The sequence below is a fragment of the Methylosinus sp. Ce-a6 genome (assembly GCF_009811655.1).
Classification (GTDB): domain Bacteria; phylum Pseudomonadota; class Alphaproteobacteria; order Rhizobiales; family Beijerinckiaceae; genus Methylosinus.
Genome location: NZ_BGJX01000033.1, coordinates 1 through 19,325, shown reverse-complemented (window position 1 = coordinate 19,325; position 19,325 = coordinate 1). Strand labels below are relative to the sequence as shown.

Annotated in this window: 24 protein-coding genes; 6 read left to right on the top strand and 18 right to left on the bottom strand. The window is 62.1% G+C overall.

Features of this window, described 5'->3' with window-relative positions; translation table 11 throughout:
* Positions 1-8 precede the first annotated feature (8 nt).
* Complete coding sequence (locus Mspo_RS16190) at positions 9-938, bottom strand: metallophosphoesterase (protein WP_159731525.1); 930 nt, start codon at positions 936-938, stop codon at positions 9-11.
* Between the two features lie 208 nt (positions 939-1,146).
* On the opposite strand from Mspo_RS16190, the gene Mspo_RS16185 reads away from it, so the two are divergent.
* On the top strand, positions 1,147-1,794 hold the full coding sequence (locus Mspo_RS16185) for an outer membrane protein (RefSeq protein WP_159731523.1): 648 nt from the start codon (positions 1,147-1,149) through the stop codon (positions 1,792-1,794).
* Positions 1,795-1,843: 49 nt separating this feature from the next.
* Here Mspo_RS16185 and Mspo_RS16180 read toward each other — a convergent pair whose 3' ends face one another.
* The 9 genes from Mspo_RS16180 to Mspo_RS16140 all read right to left on the bottom strand — a co-directional run bounded on the left by Mspo_RS16180 (position 1,844) and on the right by Mspo_RS16140 (position 7,779).
* The gene (locus Mspo_RS16180) at positions 1,844-2,599 is read right to left on the bottom strand and encodes a DNA-binding domain-containing protein (RefSeq protein WP_159731521.1); all 756 of its coding nucleotides are present in this window, start codon (positions 2,597-2,599) and stop codon (positions 1,844-1,846) included.
* Positions 2,596-3,510, bottom strand: coding sequence for a DUF692 domain-containing protein (locus tag Mspo_RS16175; RefSeq protein WP_244613501.1), 915 nt, complete (start codon positions 3,508-3,510; stop codon positions 2,596-2,598). The genes Mspo_RS16180 and Mspo_RS16175 overlap by 4 nt, the downstream gene beginning before the upstream one ends.
* Positions 3,511-3,529: 19 nt before the next feature.
* Entirely contained in the window at positions 3,530-3,787 is a 258-nt protein-coding gene (locus Mspo_RS16170) for a hypothetical protein (RefSeq protein ID WP_018268548.1), read from the bottom strand.
* A 249-nt stretch (positions 3,788-4,036) separates the two neighbouring features.
* On the bottom strand, positions 4,037-4,720 hold the full coding sequence (locus Mspo_RS16165) for a class I SAM-dependent methyltransferase (RefSeq protein WP_159731519.1): 684 nt from the start codon (positions 4,718-4,720) through the stop codon (positions 4,037-4,039).
* 135 nt (positions 4,721-4,855) lie between these two features.
* Entirely contained in the window at positions 4,856-5,524 is a 669-nt protein-coding gene (locus Mspo_RS16160; protein WP_159731517.1) for a tetratricopeptide repeat protein, read from the bottom strand.
* A gap of 136 nt (positions 5,525-5,660) precedes the next feature.
* The gene (locus Mspo_RS16155; protein ID WP_159731515.1) at positions 5,661-5,966 is read right to left on the bottom strand and encodes a beta-propeller fold lactonase family protein; all 306 of its coding nucleotides are present in this window, start codon (positions 5,964-5,966) and stop codon (positions 5,661-5,663) included.
* Positions 5,967-6,013: 47 nt separating this feature from the next.
* Positions 6,014-6,793 (bottom strand): beta-propeller fold lactonase family protein, encoded by a 780-nt coding sequence (locus tag Mspo_RS16150; RefSeq protein ID WP_159731513.1) that lies wholly within the window; start codon positions 6,791-6,793, stop codon positions 6,014-6,016.
* A 121-nt stretch (positions 6,794-6,914) separates the two neighbouring features.
* Positions 6,915-7,058, bottom strand: a complete 144-nt coding sequence (locus Mspo_RS20005; protein WP_244613500.1) for a hypothetical protein — start codon at positions 7,056-7,058, stop codon at positions 6,915-6,917.
* 154 nt (positions 7,059-7,212) lie between these two features.
* A complete protein-coding gene (locus Mspo_RS16140) occupies positions 7,213-7,779 on the bottom strand; it encodes a TetR/AcrR family transcriptional regulator (RefSeq protein WP_244613499.1) in 567 nt (188 codons plus the stop codon).
* Between the two features lie 115 nt (positions 7,780-7,894).
* On the opposite strand from Mspo_RS16140, the gene Mspo_RS16135 reads away from it, so the two are divergent.
* Positions 7,895-8,398 carry a peroxiredoxin gene (locus tag Mspo_RS16135; RefSeq protein WP_244613498.1) on the top strand — a complete coding sequence of 168 codons (504 nt, stop codon included), beginning with the start codon at positions 7,895-7,897 and terminating at the stop codon, positions 8,396-8,398.
* Between the two features lie 31 nt (positions 8,399-8,429).
* On the opposite strand, the gene Mspo_RS16130 is transcribed toward Mspo_RS16135, so the two are convergent.
* The gene (locus tag Mspo_RS16130; protein ID WP_244613497.1) at positions 8,430-8,792 is read right to left on the bottom strand and encodes a helix-turn-helix domain-containing protein; all 363 of its coding nucleotides are present in this window, start codon (positions 8,790-8,792) and stop codon (positions 8,430-8,432) included.
* 148 nt (positions 8,793-8,940) lie between these two features.
* Here Mspo_RS16130 and Mspo_RS16125 point away from each other — a divergent pair, with 148 nt between their 5' ends.
* Positions 8,941-9,930, top strand: coding sequence for a zinc-binding dehydrogenase (locus Mspo_RS16125; RefSeq protein WP_159731569.1), 990 nt, complete (start codon positions 8,941-8,943; stop codon positions 9,928-9,930).
* A 29-nt stretch (positions 9,931-9,959) separates the two neighbouring features.
* Here the strand turns inward: Mspo_RS16125 and Mspo_RS16120 are convergent, their stop codons facing one another.
* The 4 genes from Mspo_RS16120 to Mspo_RS20320 all read right to left on the bottom strand — a co-directional run bounded on the left by Mspo_RS16120 (position 9,960) and on the right by Mspo_RS20320 (position 13,108).
* On the bottom strand, positions 9,960-10,508 hold the full coding sequence (locus tag Mspo_RS16120) for a MarR family winged helix-turn-helix transcriptional regulator (protein ID WP_244613496.1): 549 nt from the start codon (positions 10,506-10,508) through the stop codon (positions 9,960-9,962).
* A 21-nt stretch (positions 10,509-10,529) separates the two neighbouring features.
* The gene (locus Mspo_RS16115; RefSeq protein WP_244613495.1) at positions 10,530-11,078 is read right to left on the bottom strand and encodes an N-acetyltransferase; all 549 of its coding nucleotides are present in this window, start codon (positions 11,076-11,078) and stop codon (positions 10,530-10,532) included.
* Positions 11,079-11,133: 55 nt separating this feature from the next.
* Positions 11,134-11,829 carry an arginase family protein gene (locus Mspo_RS16110; RefSeq protein WP_256366365.1) on the bottom strand — a complete coding sequence of 232 codons (696 nt, stop codon included), beginning with the start codon at positions 11,827-11,829 and terminating at the stop codon, positions 11,134-11,136.
* A 217-nt stretch (positions 11,830-12,046) separates the two neighbouring features.
* On the bottom strand, positions 12,047-13,108 hold the full coding sequence (locus Mspo_RS20320) for a GNAT family N-acetyltransferase (RefSeq protein ID WP_159731505.1): 1,062 nt from the start codon (positions 13,106-13,108) through the stop codon (positions 12,047-12,049).
* A 427-nt stretch (positions 13,109-13,535) separates the two neighbouring features.
* On the opposite strand from Mspo_RS20320, the gene Mspo_RS16100 reads away from it, so the two are divergent.
* A complete protein-coding gene (locus tag Mspo_RS16100; protein WP_159731503.1) occupies positions 13,536-14,429 on the top strand; it encodes a LysR family transcriptional regulator in 894 nt (297 codons plus the stop codon).
* Between the two features lie 117 nt (positions 14,430-14,546).
* On the opposite strand, the gene Mspo_RS16095 is transcribed toward Mspo_RS16100, so the two are convergent.
* The 3 genes from Mspo_RS16095 to Mspo_RS16085 all read right to left on the bottom strand — a co-directional run bounded on the left by Mspo_RS16095 (position 14,547) and on the right by Mspo_RS16085 (position 17,324).
* Positions 14,547-15,257 (bottom strand): peroxiredoxin-like family protein, encoded by a 711-nt coding sequence (locus Mspo_RS16095; protein ID WP_244613494.1) that lies wholly within the window; start codon positions 15,255-15,257, stop codon positions 14,547-14,549.
* Positions 15,258-15,346: 89 nt separating this feature from the next.
* Positions 15,347-16,480, bottom strand: a complete 1,134-nt coding sequence (locus Mspo_RS16090) for a patatin-like phospholipase family protein (RefSeq protein ID WP_159731499.1) — start codon at positions 16,478-16,480, stop codon at positions 15,347-15,349.
* A 22-nt stretch (positions 16,481-16,502) separates the two neighbouring features.
* Entirely contained in the window at positions 16,503-17,324 is an 822-nt protein-coding gene (locus Mspo_RS16085; protein ID WP_159731497.1) for a 3-hydroxybutyrate dehydrogenase, read from the bottom strand.
* A 265-nt stretch (positions 17,325-17,589) separates the two neighbouring features.
* Between Mspo_RS16085 and Mspo_RS16080 the strand changes: the two genes are divergently transcribed.
* Together Mspo_RS16080 and Mspo_RS16075 are read left to right on the top strand one after the other, a co-directional pair.
* Positions 17,590-18,045 carry a cupin domain-containing protein gene (locus tag Mspo_RS16080; RefSeq protein WP_159731495.1) on the top strand — a complete coding sequence of 152 codons (456 nt, stop codon included), beginning with the start codon at positions 17,590-17,592 and terminating at the stop codon, positions 18,043-18,045.
* A gap of 133 nt (positions 18,046-18,178) precedes the next feature.
* The gene (locus tag Mspo_RS16075) at positions 18,179-19,321 is read left to right on the top strand and encodes an MFS transporter (RefSeq protein WP_159731494.1); all 1,143 of its coding nucleotides are present in this window, start codon (positions 18,179-18,181) and stop codon (positions 19,319-19,321) included.
* The last annotated feature ends 4 nt before the right edge of the window (positions 19,322-19,325 follow it).

Below are 19,325 nucleotides of genomic sequence, written 5' to 3'. Positions count from 1 at the left end.
TGTCCTCCTCATCGAGCCAGCGTCGTGTCGGCGATGGCCAGCCTATGTGCGCCGCCGCGAATGGTCACGCTGGTCAAGCCCAAAAAGGAGCGCAGCTGTTCCGCGGGCACGACCTTTGGACCCGGCGCCTTGGCCGTTCTTGGCTCAGGTTGCGGAAAGGCCGTGGAACGCGCCGTGTGGAAGACAAGATTGCCTTCGACCTTCTGAGCGATCTGATGGATGTGGCCGTTGAGTATCGTCACCGAGCCGAAGCGCGTCAGCAATTGAAGCGCTTGCGCGCTGTCCTGCGTGCCCCAACCCCATTCGCCTGCGATCGTCCAGAGCGGCATGTGAGCGAATATGACGATCGGCGTCGACGCGCTTCTCGCAGCGAGATCCGCCGCGAGCCAAGCGAGCTGTTCCGCTCCGAGACGGCCGAGCCCCGTGCCTTCGAGACGCAGGACATTCACGAGGCCGATGAAATGCGCGCCGCCGGCGTCGAAGGAATACCAGCCGTCCCCTCGTGTCCCTTTCCCGTAGCGCGCGAGATAGGCTTCGCCCGTTCTCTCATCGAGGACGTCATGTTCTCCGGGAACGCGATGCACGGCGAGGCGCGACGCGCCGATCAGCTGATCCGCATCGTCGAACTCCTTCGGCTTCGAAAGATGCGTAATGTCGCCGGTATGAAGCAAAAAAGCCGGGCGCTCGGACAGGCCGCCAATTTTTGCGAGCGTCTCGCTCAATGTCCCGGCGACGTCGTTGTTGGCCGCCTTGTCGAAGCCGATATGCGTGTCGGAAATCTGAACGAAGGAAAAGCCCTTCGTCGTCCCTCCATGCGCCGCGCCGACGAGCTTCGACGCCGGCACGCCGCCGACGAGAGTCCACAACACGCCCGAGCCTCCCCAGGCCATGCATTTCAGCGCACGACGGCGATCTGGTGAATGAAGATCATTGATCATCTCTATCTCCCACGTATCCGGCCGAACCACCGGATATCGGAAAGACTCATTCCGCCGCCCATTTATTCCCGCTCGAAGAGCTTTTTTCGAACTCACAGTACGATGACCGTGCGGCGTCAAGCTCGTGTAACGATTGCCGCGCATTCGACGAACAATCATCGGGACGCTGAGCGCCAGCATCTGCGCCAACTTATCGTGGAGTCACCGAATGAAGCACAAATTTACGGTCAGCATCGGCCTGCTGCTGTCGTCGACCATTGCAAATGCAGCCGATCTGCCTTCCCGAAAGGCCTCGCCGGACTTTGCGGCCCCCGCTTTGGCTTTTCTTTGGACCGGACCCTATGCCGGCGTGAACGTCGGATATGGAACCGCTGACCGCTCCGGCTTCGACGGCGTGCTCGGCGGCGGACAGCTCGGCTATAATGTGCAAGTGACGCCCTTGTTCGTGCTCGGATTGGAGACCGACTTCCAGGGAACCGACATTTCGGAGCGGAGCGGCAGTCCATTCTCGAGGCGTCGGCGCATCGAATGGTTCGGCACGGCTCGCGGCCGGATCGGCGTCACGCCTTTCGCCGTTCCCGCGCTCTTCTATGGAACGGGCGGATTCGCCTATGGCCGCGCGCAACCGAGCTTCGGAGGCGATGGGGTGCGAACCGGATGGACCGCCGGCGGCGGAGTCGAATGGGCGTTCCGTCCCGATCTCTCGGCGAAAATCGAATATCTCTACACCGACCTTTCGGGTGAAGCAGGCGGCTGGTGGGCGGACGCTCGGCGAAATCGGTTCCATACGGTGCGCGCCGGCCTCAACTATCATTTCGACCTGTTCGCGCAGACGCCGGTCGTCGCAAAATTTTAAAACGGCGGGGACCCGGCTTCCGCAGCCGGGTCCCGATAGGGGAAGCATTTCAATCCGTGAGAGTGATCGCCGAGACCAGCTCATCCGCGAGCCATCGCGACAAGAAAATTGCAGACCGCCGGTCGACGTCCTCTCCATTCTCACGAAAGGCGAACAATTCGCAAAGGTCACCAAAGGACTTTCCCTCTCGCGCCAATGTCAGCGCGAAGCTCTCGTCCTCTTCGAGCAGTCGATAGAAGCAGTCTCCGCTCCTTCGCCAGATCAAGACAGATTCACGGCCCTCCTCGCACCGGGCGAGCTCTTCGCCGCCCGACAGAGCTTCATAGCGGCCGCAGGTTCCGCTCTCGAGCGTCAGCAGACGAAGGCTCGGTTGGAACTCGAAGCGCAGACGAAACATGTCTTGCGGTCCGAGCGCGGACAGCTCGTTCGCCGAGCCGATTGCCGCGTCGGCGGAGTCGAACGCATCGTCGAGCGCACGCTCGAGACAGGCGAGCGAGGTTTCACCGGTGAGATGGCGCCAACGCGCGTCTTCCATCATGAATTCGGGGAGTCCTCGCGAATACCAGCGTAGATTTGGCGTCGTCGATCGCGTCGACTCGATATAAGCGAGGACGAGCGCTTCGAATTCACTCTCTTCCATCGAGTTGCGCAGCGCCGGATAGTCCGAGGCGACAGCCGACGCCAGCCGCAGACGATAGGCGTCCACATAGACGCCAATTCCCATCGATTCCTTCTGTGACCGCGCGCCGTCCATTCCTGCAAGGATGCGGTTCTGAAACGCGCTCTGAAAATCGGCCAATGTCATAACGCACGCTCCGGGACCAGGATTTCACTTTCGATCCTCCGCGCCCGATCGAGCTCGCTCACGAGCTCGGACAGCGCCGGAAAATTATCGTCGCGCTCGATCAAGGTCGCCGCGCCCATGAAGCGACGCTTCGCGCGAGCATAGAGTGTCCAAACCTCGTCGCGGATCGGCGCGTCATGCGTATCGATCTTCATGACGCCCTTATCGCTGTGACCCGCGAGGTGCAGCTGAACGATCGGCTCGATCGGCAGCGCATCGATATAGATATCCGCCTCGAATCCATGGTTGCAAGCGGACACATAGACATTATTCACGTCGAGAAGTAGCCCGCAGCCGCTACGCCGCGCCAGTTCCGATAGAAAGCTCCATTCTTCCATTTCTGACGAAGGCGAGCTCACATAGCTCGATATGTTCTCGATGACGAGCCGTCGCTTCACAATCTCCTGCACACGCCCAATTCTCTCGACCACATGCGTCAGCGCCTCTCGCGTGAAGGGAAAGGGCAGAAGGTCATGGAGATTGATTCCATGAACGCCCGTCCAGCAGAGATGGTCCGAAATCGACCATGGCTCGAATCGATCGGCGAGGCTCTTCAACGCATGCAGATAGTCGAGATCGAGCGGATCAGTGGAGGCGATCGACATCGAAACGCCATGCATCGCGATCGGATAGTCGCGCCGGATTCGCTCCAATGTGGCGAGCGGCCGGCCGCCGGGTATCATAAAATTTTCGGTGATGACTTCGAACCAGTCGATCTTCGGCCTGGTTTCGAGGATTTCGCCATAATAGACCGGCCTCAATCCGAGACCGAAGCCCGACATTCGCATCACAACCACCTCTGAAGCGGATAGGCGTTTCTCGGTCAGAGACCGCCGCGCATCGAGAAGCGGATGGGCGAAGATCTCGCCCATCCTTTTGCCGAGCGCCGATTCAGCCCAGCGTGCCGCCCTGCGCTTCGCAAGCCGCTTTGGACTTGGCCGGCAGCCAGCCATGACCCTTGCAGGAATTCTGCCCCTTGCAGCTATTGTCAGCCGTCTTGCATTCCGAGTGACCGCGGCAGGAGTTCACGCCGAAACACTGCACGGTCCTGTGCGCCTTTTTTGCCGAAGCCGGCGACGCCGCGCCGGCGAGGACGAGCGCGACGGCCGCAGCGGCGAGCGAGCCGCCGGAAACGATGGTCAATTTCATCTCGATCTCCCGAAAATGAGAGCCAGCCCTGTAGAGGACCGCGACAAACCAGGAAATGGCTTGCTGAACTCAATTCGTTTCACGTGCGATCCGCGTTACGCAGAAGCCGCGATAAGGAGGAAATTTCTACCGTCCGTCATATCGAAGCGTCTCGAGTTGGCTGCGCGGCCGTGAGCGACGTCGTAAATGCGCGCAGCTCGAGGAGCCATCCGAGACTCCGCTCGCGCATCCGATACGAGCGTCGCTCGTCTACGGCTTACGACGCAGAACGACGATATGCCCTGGGACCGGCGCATTCGCCTCTAGCCGTTGAGACGTCTCCAGATTGGCGATCACGTCGAAGGCTCCGGCCGCGAGGCGCTCGATATAGGCGAAACTATGAGCAAATCGGCCGGTCGGCTGAAGCTTGTATGTTTCCCCGTCTCCGCGCTCGAAGCTGATCGCGAATATGCCGTTCGGCGCGAGACGCGCCGATACAACGGAAGTCAGCGGCTGCAGATCTCCGATATAGACGAGCACGTCCAAGGCGACGATCAAATCGAATTGTCGGTCGCTCGCCTCGAGGAAGTCGACCGCCTCACATTCGAACAGCTCGTGATAGGAGCCGCGCGCCTTGGCCTTGTCGAGCATTCGTGGGGAAAGATCGACGCCGGCCCTTCGATCGCTCAATGTCTCGAGAAACGGTCCAAACAGACCGGTGCCGCAGCCGAGATCGAGCGCCGAACGAAAGGACCCGTTCAGCGCGGCGAGCAGCGTATGGCACTTAGTGGGAACGTCATATTCGAGCGCCTTCACCAGATGCTCGTCGAAACGATCGGCATATCCGTCGAAGCATTCAACGATATATCGGGCCGGAGCCTTTGCGTGCGACAGTCCGCGGACAGCATCGAGATGATAGGCGATGACTCTGTCATCCGGGAATTTACCGAGCAACGCGTTTCCCAATCGGATCGCCGCGTCGTGATGACCAAATCCAATGAGCAATTGGAAAGTGGCGCGGCCGACGCTATCAATATCCTCCGCCTCCGCCCCGGCGACAGCCGAATACTCGTCTGTCGCGACGTCCAGCTATTCGTTGAGCGACGACTGAAGGAAGCGCGCTCGCGCCAGCTTTCGAATAAGGCCGATGTCATTCGGACAGGCAGCGACGGCCTTTTCGAAGGCGTCCAACGCCTGTGAAAATTCGCCGATGAGGAACAGGGCTTGACCGAGGCAGGCGTGCAGATAGGGAGCGTCGGCGCCGAGGTCCAGCGCGGATCGAATGAGCTCCGCCGCGCTCGCGTAACGTCTCGACTCGATGCGCAGCAGCCCGAGAGCCGTCAGAGCCTCTCTGGAGCGTGAGTCGATCCGCAGCGCTTCGAGCAATGCGCGCTCGGACGCGAGCTTGTCGTTCAGCGCTGATTCGACATTGGCGAGAGCGAGCCATGCGGGGAGATGATCTCGACGCAGAGCGAGCGAAGCGGTCAACGCCGATCGAGCCTCATTCAATCGTCCGGCCGCCGAGAGCACGCAGCCGAGGTCGGCGAGCGCCAGAGGATTATCGGGCGCAAGGCTCGCCGCATCTGAAAGAACAAGGCCCGCTTCATCGAGGCGGCCGTCGAGCCAGAGCGCCAATCCCAAATGGCGCAAGCAAGTCGACAGCGGCGCTCCGTCCGCGATCAAGCGCTTCGAGACCGGATATTGTTCGAATAAATCGCGTGTGCGTTCATCGATGGTCGGCGACCCGTCGGACGTCATGAAAGAGCTCCGCTCCATGCTCTCGAGCTCTGCGCGCGAAAATTTCGGGACGTGTTTTGGCTGCGGAAGGCAGGCGCGCCGAGGATGAAGAGCCGCCGACAGGGCCGGCAGCTCCTTCACATGGAAGGTGCAGGAATCAACGCGCGGCGATGCCATTGGCGGCCGGCGGAAGCCCTGACGTCACCGGGCCGGGCGTGAGCGCGCCATCGTTGCCGACATGAAATGCGCTGATCGCGTGACTGCCGCTATCGAGCACGTAGAGGAGCCGTCCCTCGGCCGCGATCGCTATGTCGGTTGGTCCGCTTCCAGTTCCGGTTCTAGCGGCGACGCCGTCATCGGCGAGGAGAGAGAGCGACCCGCGCGGTCCGATATCGAATCCAGTGATCGTCGCGTTCGGCGTATTTGCGGTGTAGGCGTAGCGGCCTCCTGGCGTGGCGATCACCCAGCAAGCCGCAGTCTGGTGCGTCGGAGCAGACGCCTGGAGCAGAGTCAGCGCTCCATGCGGTCCAACACGATAGGAAGAAACCGAGCTCGCACCCGAAGCTCCTCCGGCCGCTTCGGCCACCAACAGCGTCCCATGTCCAGAAAAGGAGAAGCCGAACGGAGTCGGTCCAGAAGAGGGCACGATGTGGGGCTGCGCGCCGGTCTTCCTTCGTCGTCGAGCGCATAGACAGTAAGTTTGTTCGTCGCCTTTTCCGTGACGACGACGCTCCTGCCGCCTCGGCTGATTCCGATTTCTGCGGCGCCGACGCCCGTTCCGCTCAATGGCCTCACCGAATTGGCCACCGCTTCGAGTCTTCCGTGGTCATCATTCAATCGAAATCCCGCGATGCTGTCGCTCCCGGCGTTCAAAACATAGACGAGGTCGTCTTCGATCGAAACGCTGATCGGCCTCGTGCCGCCGCTCGCTGCTCGCGCAGTCGGTTCGGGACGACCTGTTTTCAGATTGAACAAGGTGATGTCGTCGCTGCCGGGATTGACGACGACGAGCCAGCGGCCATCGTCGCTGAGCGCCAGAGCGCCTTGATTTCCAAGTCCCGCGCCCGTTCCGCGTCCGCCCGTGGGAATAGCGCTTTTTGCTGTCAGCTCTCCAGTCGCATTCCTCTCGAACGTCAACAGAGCATTCGAGCTCGTGTCGTTGCTCATCGTGTAGACAGCGCCGGCGGCGCCGTTTCGATCTCGCGAATGCGCCAGGGTCGGCGCGAAAAATTGGAGCAACGCGCAGATGGAAGCATACGATAACAATTGCAAATGACGTCGATCGAACATTTTGGAACCTCGGTGGCGTATCGTTGATGACGATAGATCGAAGGCGCTCGGGCCTCGTCGGATCAATTCGGGCGCCGCCGAGAGGGCGTTACAACGGCCGGGAAAAAATTTCCGCCGCCTGTCACATGGTCGTGTCGTCGGCGAGATGCGCGGCCAAGCCGGTTTTTCCAAGCGCAACGTGATCGGCCATCGTGTGACGATCGGGGAAGTCACCGCCGTTTTGCGAGCGGAAGGGATTAGGGGCTTCGGTGAAGAGTCCGGCCAAGCGGTCGCGCTAGTCCGCCTCGACGGATCGGACCTGCTCGGCGCTCACGATATGCGCAGCGCCGTAGATTGCGTGCGTCGGTAGGACATCCATGCCTTGGTAGAACAAGGCGACAACTCGACCGAGTCTATTCGGTTCAGTGGCGCGCAGTGGCTCAGCCCGTCCTCATGTGCCGTGCGATATTGTCGATCGCCATGTCGATCGCGATTTTCAAGGGGCCGCTCGATCGCGTCGTCTTGGCCAGAAGCAGTCCACCTTGAACCGCGCATAGCGTGGCGGTCGCCAATTCGTGCGGGTCGGCGGCAGCGGCGAGTTCGCCACGCTCGCGCATCTTCGCGAAGCCCAGCTCGATCGAACCGCTCCACATCGAAAAGCCCGCGACCAGCCGCTTGCGAGCGGGTTCGGAATCATTCGCCAGCTCGCTCGCCAGCGTCCCGAGCGGACATCCCTTTCCGTCGCCGACTTCGTAGCGCCGAATGATAGCATCCCGCCACGCCCGGAGGGCCGAGAGAGAATCGAGCGCCCCGAGATGCGGTCCTTGCGCCTCCAGAACGCGCTCCGTCTGCAAAGCGATCACTTCGAGCACCAACGCCTCCTTGTCAGTAAAGTAGTGATAGAGCTGCGATTTGCTCACCTCGGCTCGCTCCATCACATCGTCGAGGGTCGTACGGTCCACGCCATGCGCGTGAATGAGCTCTGCGGCCGCGGCGACGATGCGCATTCGCGTAGCGGCCCCGCGGCGGGTCAAGGGTCGTTGATCGGATGGCTTGTTCGGCATCGGAGGATTTTGGCGGTTTTGGACTTGTAAGTCCAGTTTCAATGTGACGGAGTGGACTATGTGGTCCATTTACGTGGAGATCCAAATGTCACATTTGCAAAATGGCGCGGCCTTCCCTGCTTTGACGATTCCCGCGGTCGGAGGCGGCGTCATCCAAATCCCGGAGTCGCTTCTCGGATCCTTCGGCGTTGTCTTGATCTATCGGGGAGCCTGGTGTCCTTATTGTCAGGCTCAGCTCGCGGGATTTCAGCGCGCCGGTGAAAAATTGGCGCAAGCGGGCATCAAAGTCATCGCCTTCTCGGTGGACGACGAAGCGACGACGAAGGGCGTGATCGAAAAACACGCGCTGAGCTTTCCCGTCGGGCATTCCGCCGATCTCGACGAAGTCGTGGCTGCGACCGGCGCCTACGCCAATCATACGCCTCGTTACCTGCAGACTACCGGCTTCCTGCTGGCCCCCGACGGCAAGATTCTGAATGCGGTCTATTCGAGCGGACCAATCGGCAGACTCGTGGCCGACGATGTGATCGGCATGGTCGCCTATATCAAATCCAAAGCCTGATTCCATCGCGCGCGAGCTTCGGGAAAAAAGCTCACTCGGGAAGCGATAATCTGGCGCAATCGGCGACATGCTCCGGCTCGTCGAGCTCGGCGGCATGTCGTCTACCCCATTCGCAAAGAGCCATGAGCACGGGCTTCAGGCTCTGCCCCAAAGCGGTCGCTTCATAGTCGACCCTCGGTGGGACCTGGGGAAAGATGGTACGGCTCACAATTCGATGCGCCTCCATCTCGCGCAATTGCTGGATCAGCACCTTTTGGCTGACGGCGGGCATGAGCCGGCTCAATTCCGAGAGTCGTCGCGGCCCCGACAGCAAATGGTAGAGGATCACCGGCTTCCAGCGGCCCGATATCACGCGGAGCGTTCTTTCCGCGGGCAAGGGCGGAAGATTCTTCATCACCGACGCCATGCTTACCTCCAGGTCAGTATGAGACGAATTTCTCTGTAGTCTGTCAAAGCGTGTAAATGGCACGAATCCGCCGTCTGAAGAAGCACGCGCGTCGAAGAGCACGTCGAGGCTCTCGACGACGGATAGGAGAATGACGATGAGAGCCGTGCAACTAAATGCCTTTGGCGGCCCGGAAGCTTTGGAGCTGGTCGACGCGCCTATTCCGACCGTCGGTCCGGGTGAGATATTGATCCGCGTAAAGGCCTCGGGCGTGAACTTCGCCGAGACGGCGATGCGAGAAAATCGCTACGCCGTGACGCCGCCGCTCCCGAGCATATTGGGCGCCGAAGCAGCGGGGATCATCGAGGCGATCGGTCCCGGCGTGGCGGGCTTTGCATTGGGCGACCGAGTGGCGGGGGCGCTATTTGCAGCGGGCAGGTTCTTCGGCGGCTACGCCGAATTCGTCTCCTGCCCTGCCGAATTCGTCACGCAGATTCCGAAAAGCTTCCCCTTCGAACATGCCGTCGCCCTCATGGTTCAAGGCCTGACGGCGCTTTATCTCCTCGAACAGGCTCCGGCGGCCGACAAGCAAATTATCGTGTCGGCGGCGGCGGGCGGGGTCGGCAGCCTGCTCGTGCAATTGGCCAAACGCGCCGGAGCAAAAAAGGTGATCGCGGCGGCGAGCATGGAAGATAAGCGTGAATTCACGCGTTCGCTCGGCGCCGACGCCACCATCGATTATACGGTCGCCGACTGGTCGCAGGCCGCACGCGATCTCACCGATGGCCGAGGCGTCGACATCATCTTCGAATCGGTCGGCGGGGCGGTGACGAAGGAGAGCCTGAAGGCCCTCGCGCCCCTGGGCCGGCTCGTTATCTATGGCTCGCTCAATATTCTGGACTTCGATCTCGGCGTTCCCGATCTGCTCGGTCTGATCTTCCAAAATCAGACCATCACCGGCTTCGCCCTCACGCCTCTGCTCACGCCGACGGGTCTGCAGCAAAGCTCGGCGAAGCTGTTCGCCATGGCCGAACGCGGCGAAATCGCGGTGACGATCGGAGGGGTCTACCCTCTCGCTCAGGCGGCGGCGGCGCATCGAGCGCTGGAGTCGCGACAGACACGGGGCAAGATCGTCCTGACCCCGTGAAGCCGCTTACCATTCGAAGGTGGTCGACCTCAACTTTCGCTGTTCGACTCGAGAGCGATCGCCCGATTGTGGACGGGACAGCGATCTTCAGGACAGGATGTCTCGTCACAAAGTCGGCAGATGTGGTCGGCGTCTCCGGCGGCGGAGACGAGCGACCGGAGCAGGATTTCGGATATGCGCGACAAATGTCGACGGTCGTTCGTCGAAAGAATGTCGAGCGTTTCACAAAGACGTCGGCATCGCTCCGATAGGAGTTCCTGTACGCGTTCGCGACCGCTCTCGGTGAGCCTCAAGGAGACGAAGCGGCGATCGGCTCCGGTTTCGCTCGTCACCAGTCCGGATGCTTCCAGCTTGTCGACCAGGCGAACAGTCGCCGTGTGTGACAATCCGAGGGCTCGGCTCAGCGCATTATTGGAGCATCCCTCGTAGAAGCCGATGACGTTGAGCGCCGCCAATGACGACGTCGTCTCATTGGGATGACGCTTGGTCAGACGCTCGAGTCTTCCGGTCAGCTCCAACGCGAGCGCCGCCAACAAATTGGCGGTGCGCAGACTGTCTTTGCGTTCGACGTCACTCACGTTTCTCACCTCGATCCAAAGTCACGACCGCCAATCGCGAGCGAGCGACCTCGCGATAGTCCGCCTCGGTCGCCGTTTCCGGCATATCGACTTTCGCAAAGGCTTGGAAGCCGAACCGTTCGTATAGCGGCAGCGCCCTGGGATCATCCCATTGTCGGTATGCAGCCAGACATGGCGCGGATGATGGGTCGTCCAATGCCGGCGCAAGGCAATGTCCAGTAGGTAAGGCTCCAAACGTCTGCCCTGGAACGCCGGAATGAGACCAAAATAGACGATCTCGCTGCCGAGCGACGCGCTCATGCTGAATTCGCACAGGCCGATCGCCTCGCCTCGAATCCGCGCGAGATGAATCTCCGTGTCGGAGCTCGACAAGATGGTCGCAAGCTCTTCGGCGGAAGCGCGCAGCCGACCGTCCCAATCGAGCGGCCCGCCGATCGCGTGCCAAAGGCGCATATATTCCTCGAGAGCAGGACACTCGGTCGTGACGTCAACGGCGTCGCTCGGCTCCGCGAGCGCGCCAACGCACGGCGAATGGGTCAGCGCCAGATAGGTCGTCGAGATGAAGCGCATGACCTCAGAACCTCCGACGCGCGTCGAAACGCGCGAGTCCCAGACCGAACCTCGATCATTCAAATTCGCCCGATACGACCGCTCGATGGAGGAATTCGACGATCTGTCGTCCCCCGGTGAGGTCGGCGTCCTTATCCGGATTGTAGCAAGCGGTCGAGACGCCGATCAGTGAGCGGGATGCCAGGAAGGGGTGAACGAGCGTCGTGAGCTCGTTCCAGGAAAGGCCTCCTGGCGTCGAATAGTCGACCGCCGGGAAGACGGCCCCGTCGAGAACATCGAAGTCGATATGCAGCCAATAGCGCCCCGCGCCGGCTTCCTGGCGCCGACGCACGTCCGCCGCTGTCTCCTGCAGCCCGGCTCGGCGGAGCGTCTCGACGTCGCGATAGAAGAGTCCGGGGCCGAGATCACGCGGCAGCAGCGATCCTTCGGCTTCGGCGATCGCATGATCGCGACAGCCGAGCAACGCCACATCTTCGGGGACGACGGCCTGCGCCATGCCCATCGCGCGTGTGAAGAGATCTCCCGCCTTCCCGAGCATCGCCGCCGCAGGCATGTCCGCGGCTTCCCCGGTCGGCGATGTTTGTCCGTCGTAGAGATCGAGATGACCGTCGATATAGACGAGCCCGCAGCGCCCGAACACGCGGGCGGCGGCGGCCACCGCTCCTATCGCATAGGTGCAGCACCCGCCGAGCATGAACGGCCGATCGCCATTGCCAAGAATAGTGTCCACCGCGTCACGGGTGCGACCGATCGCGCCGCCGACGCAGCGCCGATGACCCCAGAAGCCGGGTCGCGGTCCGGACCGTCTATCCTGACCGGTAGATCGCCGAGATCGACCGACGCCCCGATGGCGCCGGCGACGCCGAGATCGCGCAGCACATTCGGAGCGCGCTCCACGCCTCCCGGACGCCCATCACATTGCGTCGGAGCGCCGAGCAGAACGAAAGGGGCGATTTTCATCATATGCCTCAACTCGGCAATTTGATGCTGCCCGACACGCCTGCCCGCGCGCCTGGCGTCAATTCGCGCATCTGCACATATCGCGCTTCGACGCCGTTCTCACTGCTGACGCCGAACAATTCCGAAGACACGAAGCCGATGCGCCGGTAGTAAGCGGGGTCTCCCAACAGGATGACCGCCGCATGGCCGAGCGTGGCTGCGCGCCGGAGCGCGCGTTCGATGAAGACGGAGCCCACGCCTCTATTGCGGTGCTCGGCGTCAACGGCGACGCAGGCGAGCAGCAGGATCGGAAGCGGCCCGGATGCGGTGGAAATGGAAATGCGCGTGAGCATCAGATGCGCGACGATTCGATCGCCGGCTTCCAAGAGCAAGGCAAGTTCCGGCACATAGGTGTCCGTGCGCCGCCGCTCGTCCACGAAATCCTGCTCGTCGCCTTCGGCGTAATGCGCGGTCTCGAAAGCCTTGCGGATGAATTCGTGAATCGTGAGGAACTCGCTCGCACGCTCCGGCCGAATGACGAAGGGCAATCCCGATTCGATTTGGAGGGGCAAAGTCTTGCGCATAGCGACCCGCGGCGCGCCGTGGACGCCCGCCGCGACTTCTTCTGCTATGAGCGCGCGGAATTTCGGTCGGTCCTGCTCCACTTCGAACGCTTCAAAGCCGAGCCTCGCATAGAAAGGCGCATTCCACGGGACGTCTCGAAACGTGGTCAGAGTCATTTCCTCATATCCTTTTCGGACCGCCCAATTCTCCGCGGCCGCAATCAGCGCACGGCCGTAGCCTCGGCCTTGATGTTCAAACGCGACCGCGATTTCGAGGATATGAACTCTCCCGTCCAGGGGAATCAGGAGGAGAAAGCCGATCTGCCTACTCTGGACGAGGGCGACGCCCTCATCGCGAGCGCAGCGATGCTCATCGAAGTCGCGCGCAGGGAGCGCGACGCAAAAATGGACCTCTGCGATTGCACGAAATCGTTCCGCAGCGTCGTTCTCGATTGCTTGCAGGAACGGCGTGTCTTCCGGCTGCGCCGGACGAATTTCGAAAGTGGTCGTTGCGTCCGGCTTGCACATATTTCGCTCCGGCAAAACCGGCCAAGCCCGTTCGCTCGAGCGAGAGCGTCGGGCCTTCACAATATGTGCGTGTAGCACGCATAGTCGTAGAAGGCAACGCGCGTATCGGCAATCCGCCAAACCCGCATGATCCTCCTCGAATTCAAAGTGTCCAGTAAGCCGAGGAAAATGGGGAGCTTTGGAAAAATGCCACTAACCAAATCGCCGCAGGCGGTGAAACTCGCAATTCGAACCCCAAAACAGCGCGACATTGTTAGGGGACCCCGACACGGCTTCCCGCGCGATTTACGACGTGGAGCGAACCCGGCCATTCTCGTCGCGCGACAGCGTCGCAATTTTCTGGTGCAAGACCGTGCCGGATTTCCTAGTCTCGCTCTCTGAACAGAAGTTCAGTCAGCCGCCTTGCGGCGACGTGGAAGCTCATTCGATGGAAATGCAGCAGGTCCGCTATTTCCTGGCGGTCGCTCAAACGCTGAATTTCACGCGGGCCGCCGAGCAGTGCAATGTCTCGCAGCCCGCCCTCACGCGCGCGATCAAGCTGCTCAAGGATGAGTTCGGCGGCGATTTGATCCGTCGGGAAGGCCGCCTGTCTCACCTGACCGATCTCGGCAAGCGCATGCTGCCACTGCTCAAACAGTGCCACGACAGCGCGCTGACGGCCAAGGCGCTGGCGACGTCGCTGAAGAATAGGGACATCGCGACCCTCAACGTCGCTGTCGCGCATGGGCTCGATATCGCTTTGTTCATGCCGGCGTTGAGCGAGATGTATTCCGCCTTTCCCGAACTGCTCCTCAAGTTGAAGCGCGGCGATTCCGCTTCCGTCCGCGCCATGCTCGAGCGAGGAGACGTGGATTTGGCGATCGGAGCGAATGCTTCCGAGGGTTCCGAGCGGCTCGATTGCTGGCGCATGTTCGACGATTCGTTCGATATCGTCGTCGGCGAGGAGCACGAGCTGGCGCAGGGCAATGGAGCGGCCCTCGAACCCGCCCAATTGCGCGCGCGCCGCATCCTTTTGCACAAGGGCATAGAAGCAAGCGAGGCGGACATCGAGCGTCTCACATCCGCCGGTGTGACGCTCGTCAATGTCCACGAGGTCGATTCGCTCGCCGATCTCGAGCCATTGCTGCGCGCCGGCTTCGGCATCGGCCTCACCCTTTCCAGCGCGCTGCGCGTGGACGGTCTGCGCCACTTGCGAATCGAGACTCTCGATCTTCAACGTCCCATCGCCGTCGCCATGATGTCCGGCCGTCCGCGTTCGCGCGAGGCGACAACGCTTCTCAATCTGCTCCGAGGCTCGGACTGGTCGCACGCCACCGCCTGACGCGGCACCCTCGAGCTAGAGTGTTTTCGAGCGAAGTGGGAACCGGTTCGCGTGAAGAAAACACGACAAAACAAGGGAATCTAGAGTCTTTCCGGTTCAATCTGAACCGGAAAGACTCTAGCGAAGCGCGCGAAACGCCTCCGCGGCCTCGATCAGCACCGAAGGCTCGAGCCGGCGCCGATAATCCGGATCGACGTGACGAAAGCGCACGATCCCCTCCTGATCCACGACGAACACCGAAGGTACGGGCAAGATCCACGCCTCGCCGCCCTGATAGCTCGGCACGTCCCACCCCGCCGCAGCGATGAGCGCCGACATGTCGTCCGGCACCCAAATCGCGAGATTGAGCGCGAGCGCATAGCCATTGTCGACGTCGCTGAGAAAGGGAAACGCTGCCTTGGCCTCGCGCTTGATCTCGCGGGTGTATTTTTGCGTCTCCGCGGAGATGGCGACGAGCTGCAAAGGCCGCAACGCCTCCTCCGCCTCGGCGAGTCCGGCGGCGTTGAGACGGCAATAGGGACACCAATGTCCCCGAATAAAGGCGATCGCCACGGGACCGACGCGCAGCAGCCTTGCGAGATCCGTCAGACGCCCTTCTTCGTCCGGAAGCAGGAACGGCGGCATGGCGTCCCCCACCGCGGGCGCGAGGCTTCCCGCCGCCACCTCCTCGAGTCGACCAACGAAAGCCTCGACCGCATCCGCGAAGACGGGACTGAGCCGTCGCACTTCGTCGGCGATATATTTGAGCTTATCGGAGAGCGGCGCATTCTCCCCACGCACGCGGTGAAAAGCGTCTTCCAGCGAGGCGACGAGCTGTGACGCGTCCATCGGCCGTTCTCCTTCGCAGAGCCGCAGCATTTTCGTAGAGGCGGGAGCCGAGATTCTGCGTCAAAACTCCCGCCGATGCAAAGATCGCGTCATTCGACGCGCGACGACGGGCGCGCTCCGTCCGCCTCGTGCAGCACGAAGCCCTCGATCGGATCCACCTCGGCCCGCCACGGCGCACGCTCCAGAGTTTCCCTCATATGGCGATAGCCCGCTTCCCAGCGGCTGGCGATGCCGCGCGCGCTGAAGTCGATGTCCTTAGTGTGATCCTCATTGTCCAGAGCGGGCGCGAGCAGTCGCACCACATGCATGCGCGTCATGCAGCCGTGCCGCGTCAGCTCCGCCACGCGCGGGTCGAGACGAGTCATGTCGGGAAGACGTCGCGACAGCTCGGCGATGACGTAGCGAAGCTGGTGAAGCTGGCGCTGCCGGGCGACATGGGTCGCCGCGCGGCTCGAGTATTGCAGATCCTTCTGTCTGTTCATGACCTCCCAAATCGTTTTGGGCTCCGAGCCGTGCGGATTCCACAGATGCACGACGAACACGACCCCGCTTCGCCGGCGTCTGTCGTCGAAAACCGCCTCGACCGGCGTGTTGGACACGACGCCTCCATCCCAATAGAGCCTGCCGTCGATCCTGACCGCTGGGAAGGCGGGCGGCAGCGCGCCCGAGGCGAGCACGTGCTCGAGCCTCAGCCTCTCGTCACGACTGTCGAAATAGCGCATTTCGCTGGTCGCGACATCGCAGGCGCCGACCGTCAACCGTCCCGATCCGGCGTTGATGCGATCGAAATCGACGAGGTCGCGGAGGCTGTCGGCCAGCGGCGCGACGGAATAGTAGCCGGCCTGCTCCGCGCCGAGCGGCGTGTGCGGACTGACGAAGGCCGCGAGATTGGGCCGAAAGAAATTGGGAACGCCGGAGCCGATCGCCAGCCCGTTGCGCAAAGCCATGTCGAGCCAGGGAGCAAGCGAGGCGGAAACATAATTGGCGTGCTCGACGCGCTTCCAGAATTCACGCAGCTTCGTCATGCGATCTTCCGCCGCATTGCCGACGATGAGCGAGGCGTTGATGGCGCCGATCGATGTGCCGATGACCCAATCAGGCTCAATGCCGGCCTCGTGAAACGCCTGATAGACGCCGGCCTGATAGGCGCCGAGCGCCCCGCCGCCTTGCAGTACCAACACGATCTGTCCGAGCTCGGCGAGCTCCGCAGCGAGATGTTCCATTGAATCCCCCGATGTCCTCGTCTCAATGCGCGGTCCAGCCGCCATCGATCGGCAGCGCCGCGCCGGTGATCGACGCCCCGGCGTCGCTCGCCAAAAATGCCGCGAGCGCGCCGTTTTCCTCGACTTCGGCAAAGCGCTTCGTCGGCTGCGCTGCGAGCAGAACGTCGCGAATGACCCCTTCGCGAGTCAGCCCGCGTGCGGCGGCCGTGTCGTCGATCTGACGCTCGACGAGCGGCGTCCAGACATAGCCGGGACAGATGGCGTTGCAGGTCACGCCGAATTCAGCGCCTTCCAGTGCCGCCGCCTTGGTCAGCCCGACCAAGCCGTGTTTCGCTGCGACATAGGCGCTCTTGAATGGCGAAGCGACGAGCCCATGCGCGGACGCGATGTTGATCACGCGCCCGAAGCCCGCCGCCTTCATCGCCGCGAAACAAGCCTTCGTCGTATGGAAGGCGGCCGAGAGATTGAGCGCCAGAATCGAGTCCCATTTCTCCTCCGGAAAACTCTCGATCTGGCTCACATGTTGAACGCCGGCGTTGTTGACGAGAATGTCGACCTTGCCGAAGCTCCAAGTGGATCGGACGATCAGCTTGCGCGCTTCGACCTTGTCCATCAGATCGGCGTCGTCATAGACCGCCTTCACGCCATTTTCGTCGGCGAGCCGCTCACAGAGCCTGTCGATCTCTGCCCGGCCCCCCAATCCATTGACGACGATGTCGGCGCCGGCCGCGGCCAGCGCGCGCGCAATTCCGAGGCCGATTCCGGAGGTCGACCCGGTGACGACCGCCACACGGCCACGCAGTGGTCGTCCTTCTCTTTTCGATTCGAGCGCTTTCGTTTCCACTTTTCTCCTCCCTCGTCGCGTCGGCGCCGCAAGAAACGGGCGACGACGAAAACGGTGAGGCCCGCGGCGCGAAAAGAAAAATACTCTCTCGCTCTCATCTCCATAGCCGACGGTTATGTGGCCCGTGCGCCATGCGCTTTGTGCATCGAGTTCATTCCCTCATTCGAATGGAGGCGCGATGTTCGCACGGCTAATCTCCGCCTCGCATCGAAATATCGACATGCGACGCGCCTTGCACGGCGCATCCGATAAGGAGGAGGACGACATGAATTTGCTCGCCACGACAACGAGCGCTGCAGTTGCGCTCGCCATTGCCTTCGGCTGTTCGACCGACTTCGCTTTCGCGGGCGAATGCCCATCGGGACACGCCGGCGTCAATGAGCTCACAAATCATCCGACGCAGCCGAGAGGCGTCACCGACACGGTGATCGGCTCGATCGATCTCGGTCACGAATTGGGTGTCGACGGCCGCGATCTGCGCTTGCGGCGCCTGGTCGTCCAGCCCGGCGGAATCGTCCCCTTCCACAGCCATGACGGACGTCCCGCCATCATCATCACTCTGCGCGGGCAAATATTGGAATTTGCGACCAACTGCAGCACTCCGATCCTGCATCGCGCTGGCGAGACGGTGCGCGAGACGTCAAAGGTGTCGCATTATTGGATCAATCGCAGCAAGGCCGTCGTCGAGCTTCTCTCCGCCGATGTGAAAGCTCGCGACTGACCCCGCCGAACGCGCCATGCTTTTTCGGCCACGCGCGCATCGCCCCGGCGCGCGTGGCTTTTTTCGCGCCCATGGAGACGAAAATGAAGGAGCGCTATCATCATATGACAGACGCGAGAAGACGAGCCCGCGCGTGCGATCCATCCTCATCGGATCGATCGGCTTTCTGACCCTCGTCGATCTCTTCGCCGTTCAGGCGATCTTGCCGCAGCTCGCCGAGCGCTATCGGATAAGCCCTGCCAAGATGGGGCTCGCCGTCAATGGCGCCGCGCTCGGAATGGCGTTGGCCGGCCCGCTCGCCGCGGCGACGCTTCGCGGAATCGCGCGACGCACCGCCGTCTGGACGAGCCTCGCCTCGCTCGCGATTCCGACGGCGCTCCTCGCCTTCGCGCCATCGCTCGCCGCCTTCGCCTCCTTGCGCATACTGCAAGGCGTCTTCATGGCCAGCGCCTTCACGCTGACTCTCGCCCATTTGGGAGAGCGATGCGTCAAAGCCGACGCGCCACGCGCGCTGGCGGCCTATGTGACGGGCAGCGTCATGGCCAATCTGCTCGGCCGGCTCATCGCTTCCGCCGTCGCCGATTCCTTCGGCGCGACGAGCGCATTCCTCACCTTCTCCGCGCTCAATGCGGGCGGCGCTCTCCTCGCCTTCGGCGCGCTCACGCCTATCGCGCCGAGCGCTTCGGATTCGCATCGCGGCGACCTCCTTCGCAGCTTTACATTGCATCTCGCAAATCCGGCGCTGCAGCGCGCCTACGCGCTCGGATTCCTCATCCTCTTCACTTTCGTCGGCCTGTTCAGCTATGTCGGCTTCGCGCTCGTCTCGCCGCGGATCGGCCTTTCGATGCGCGAGGCCGGCTTCGTGTTTCTCTGCTTCCTTCCCTCGCTGATGACGACGCCGATGGCTGGCCGCTTCGCGACACGCTTCGGATCGACGACGAGCACGGTCGGGTCGCTGCTTCTCGCTCTCGCGGGGGCGCTGGCCACTCTCGTCGGCGACATTGTCGTGATCGGCGTCGGCTTGGCCGTGTTCGCGGCTGGCGCCTTCTTCGCTCAGGCGATCGTGACGAGCTTCGTCGGACGCGCGGCCGCGGTCGAACGCGCAACGGCGAGCGGTCTCTATCTCTCGGCCTATTACTGCGGCGGCCTTGCCGGCGCCGGCGTCATCGGATTGCTCTATGAGCGCATCGGCTGGCACGGCTCAGAACCTGACCCAAAAGTTTCTTGTTCGCGCCGCAGTTGCGTGATTCTGGGGTTCCGAAGCATCGGAGAATGATTCG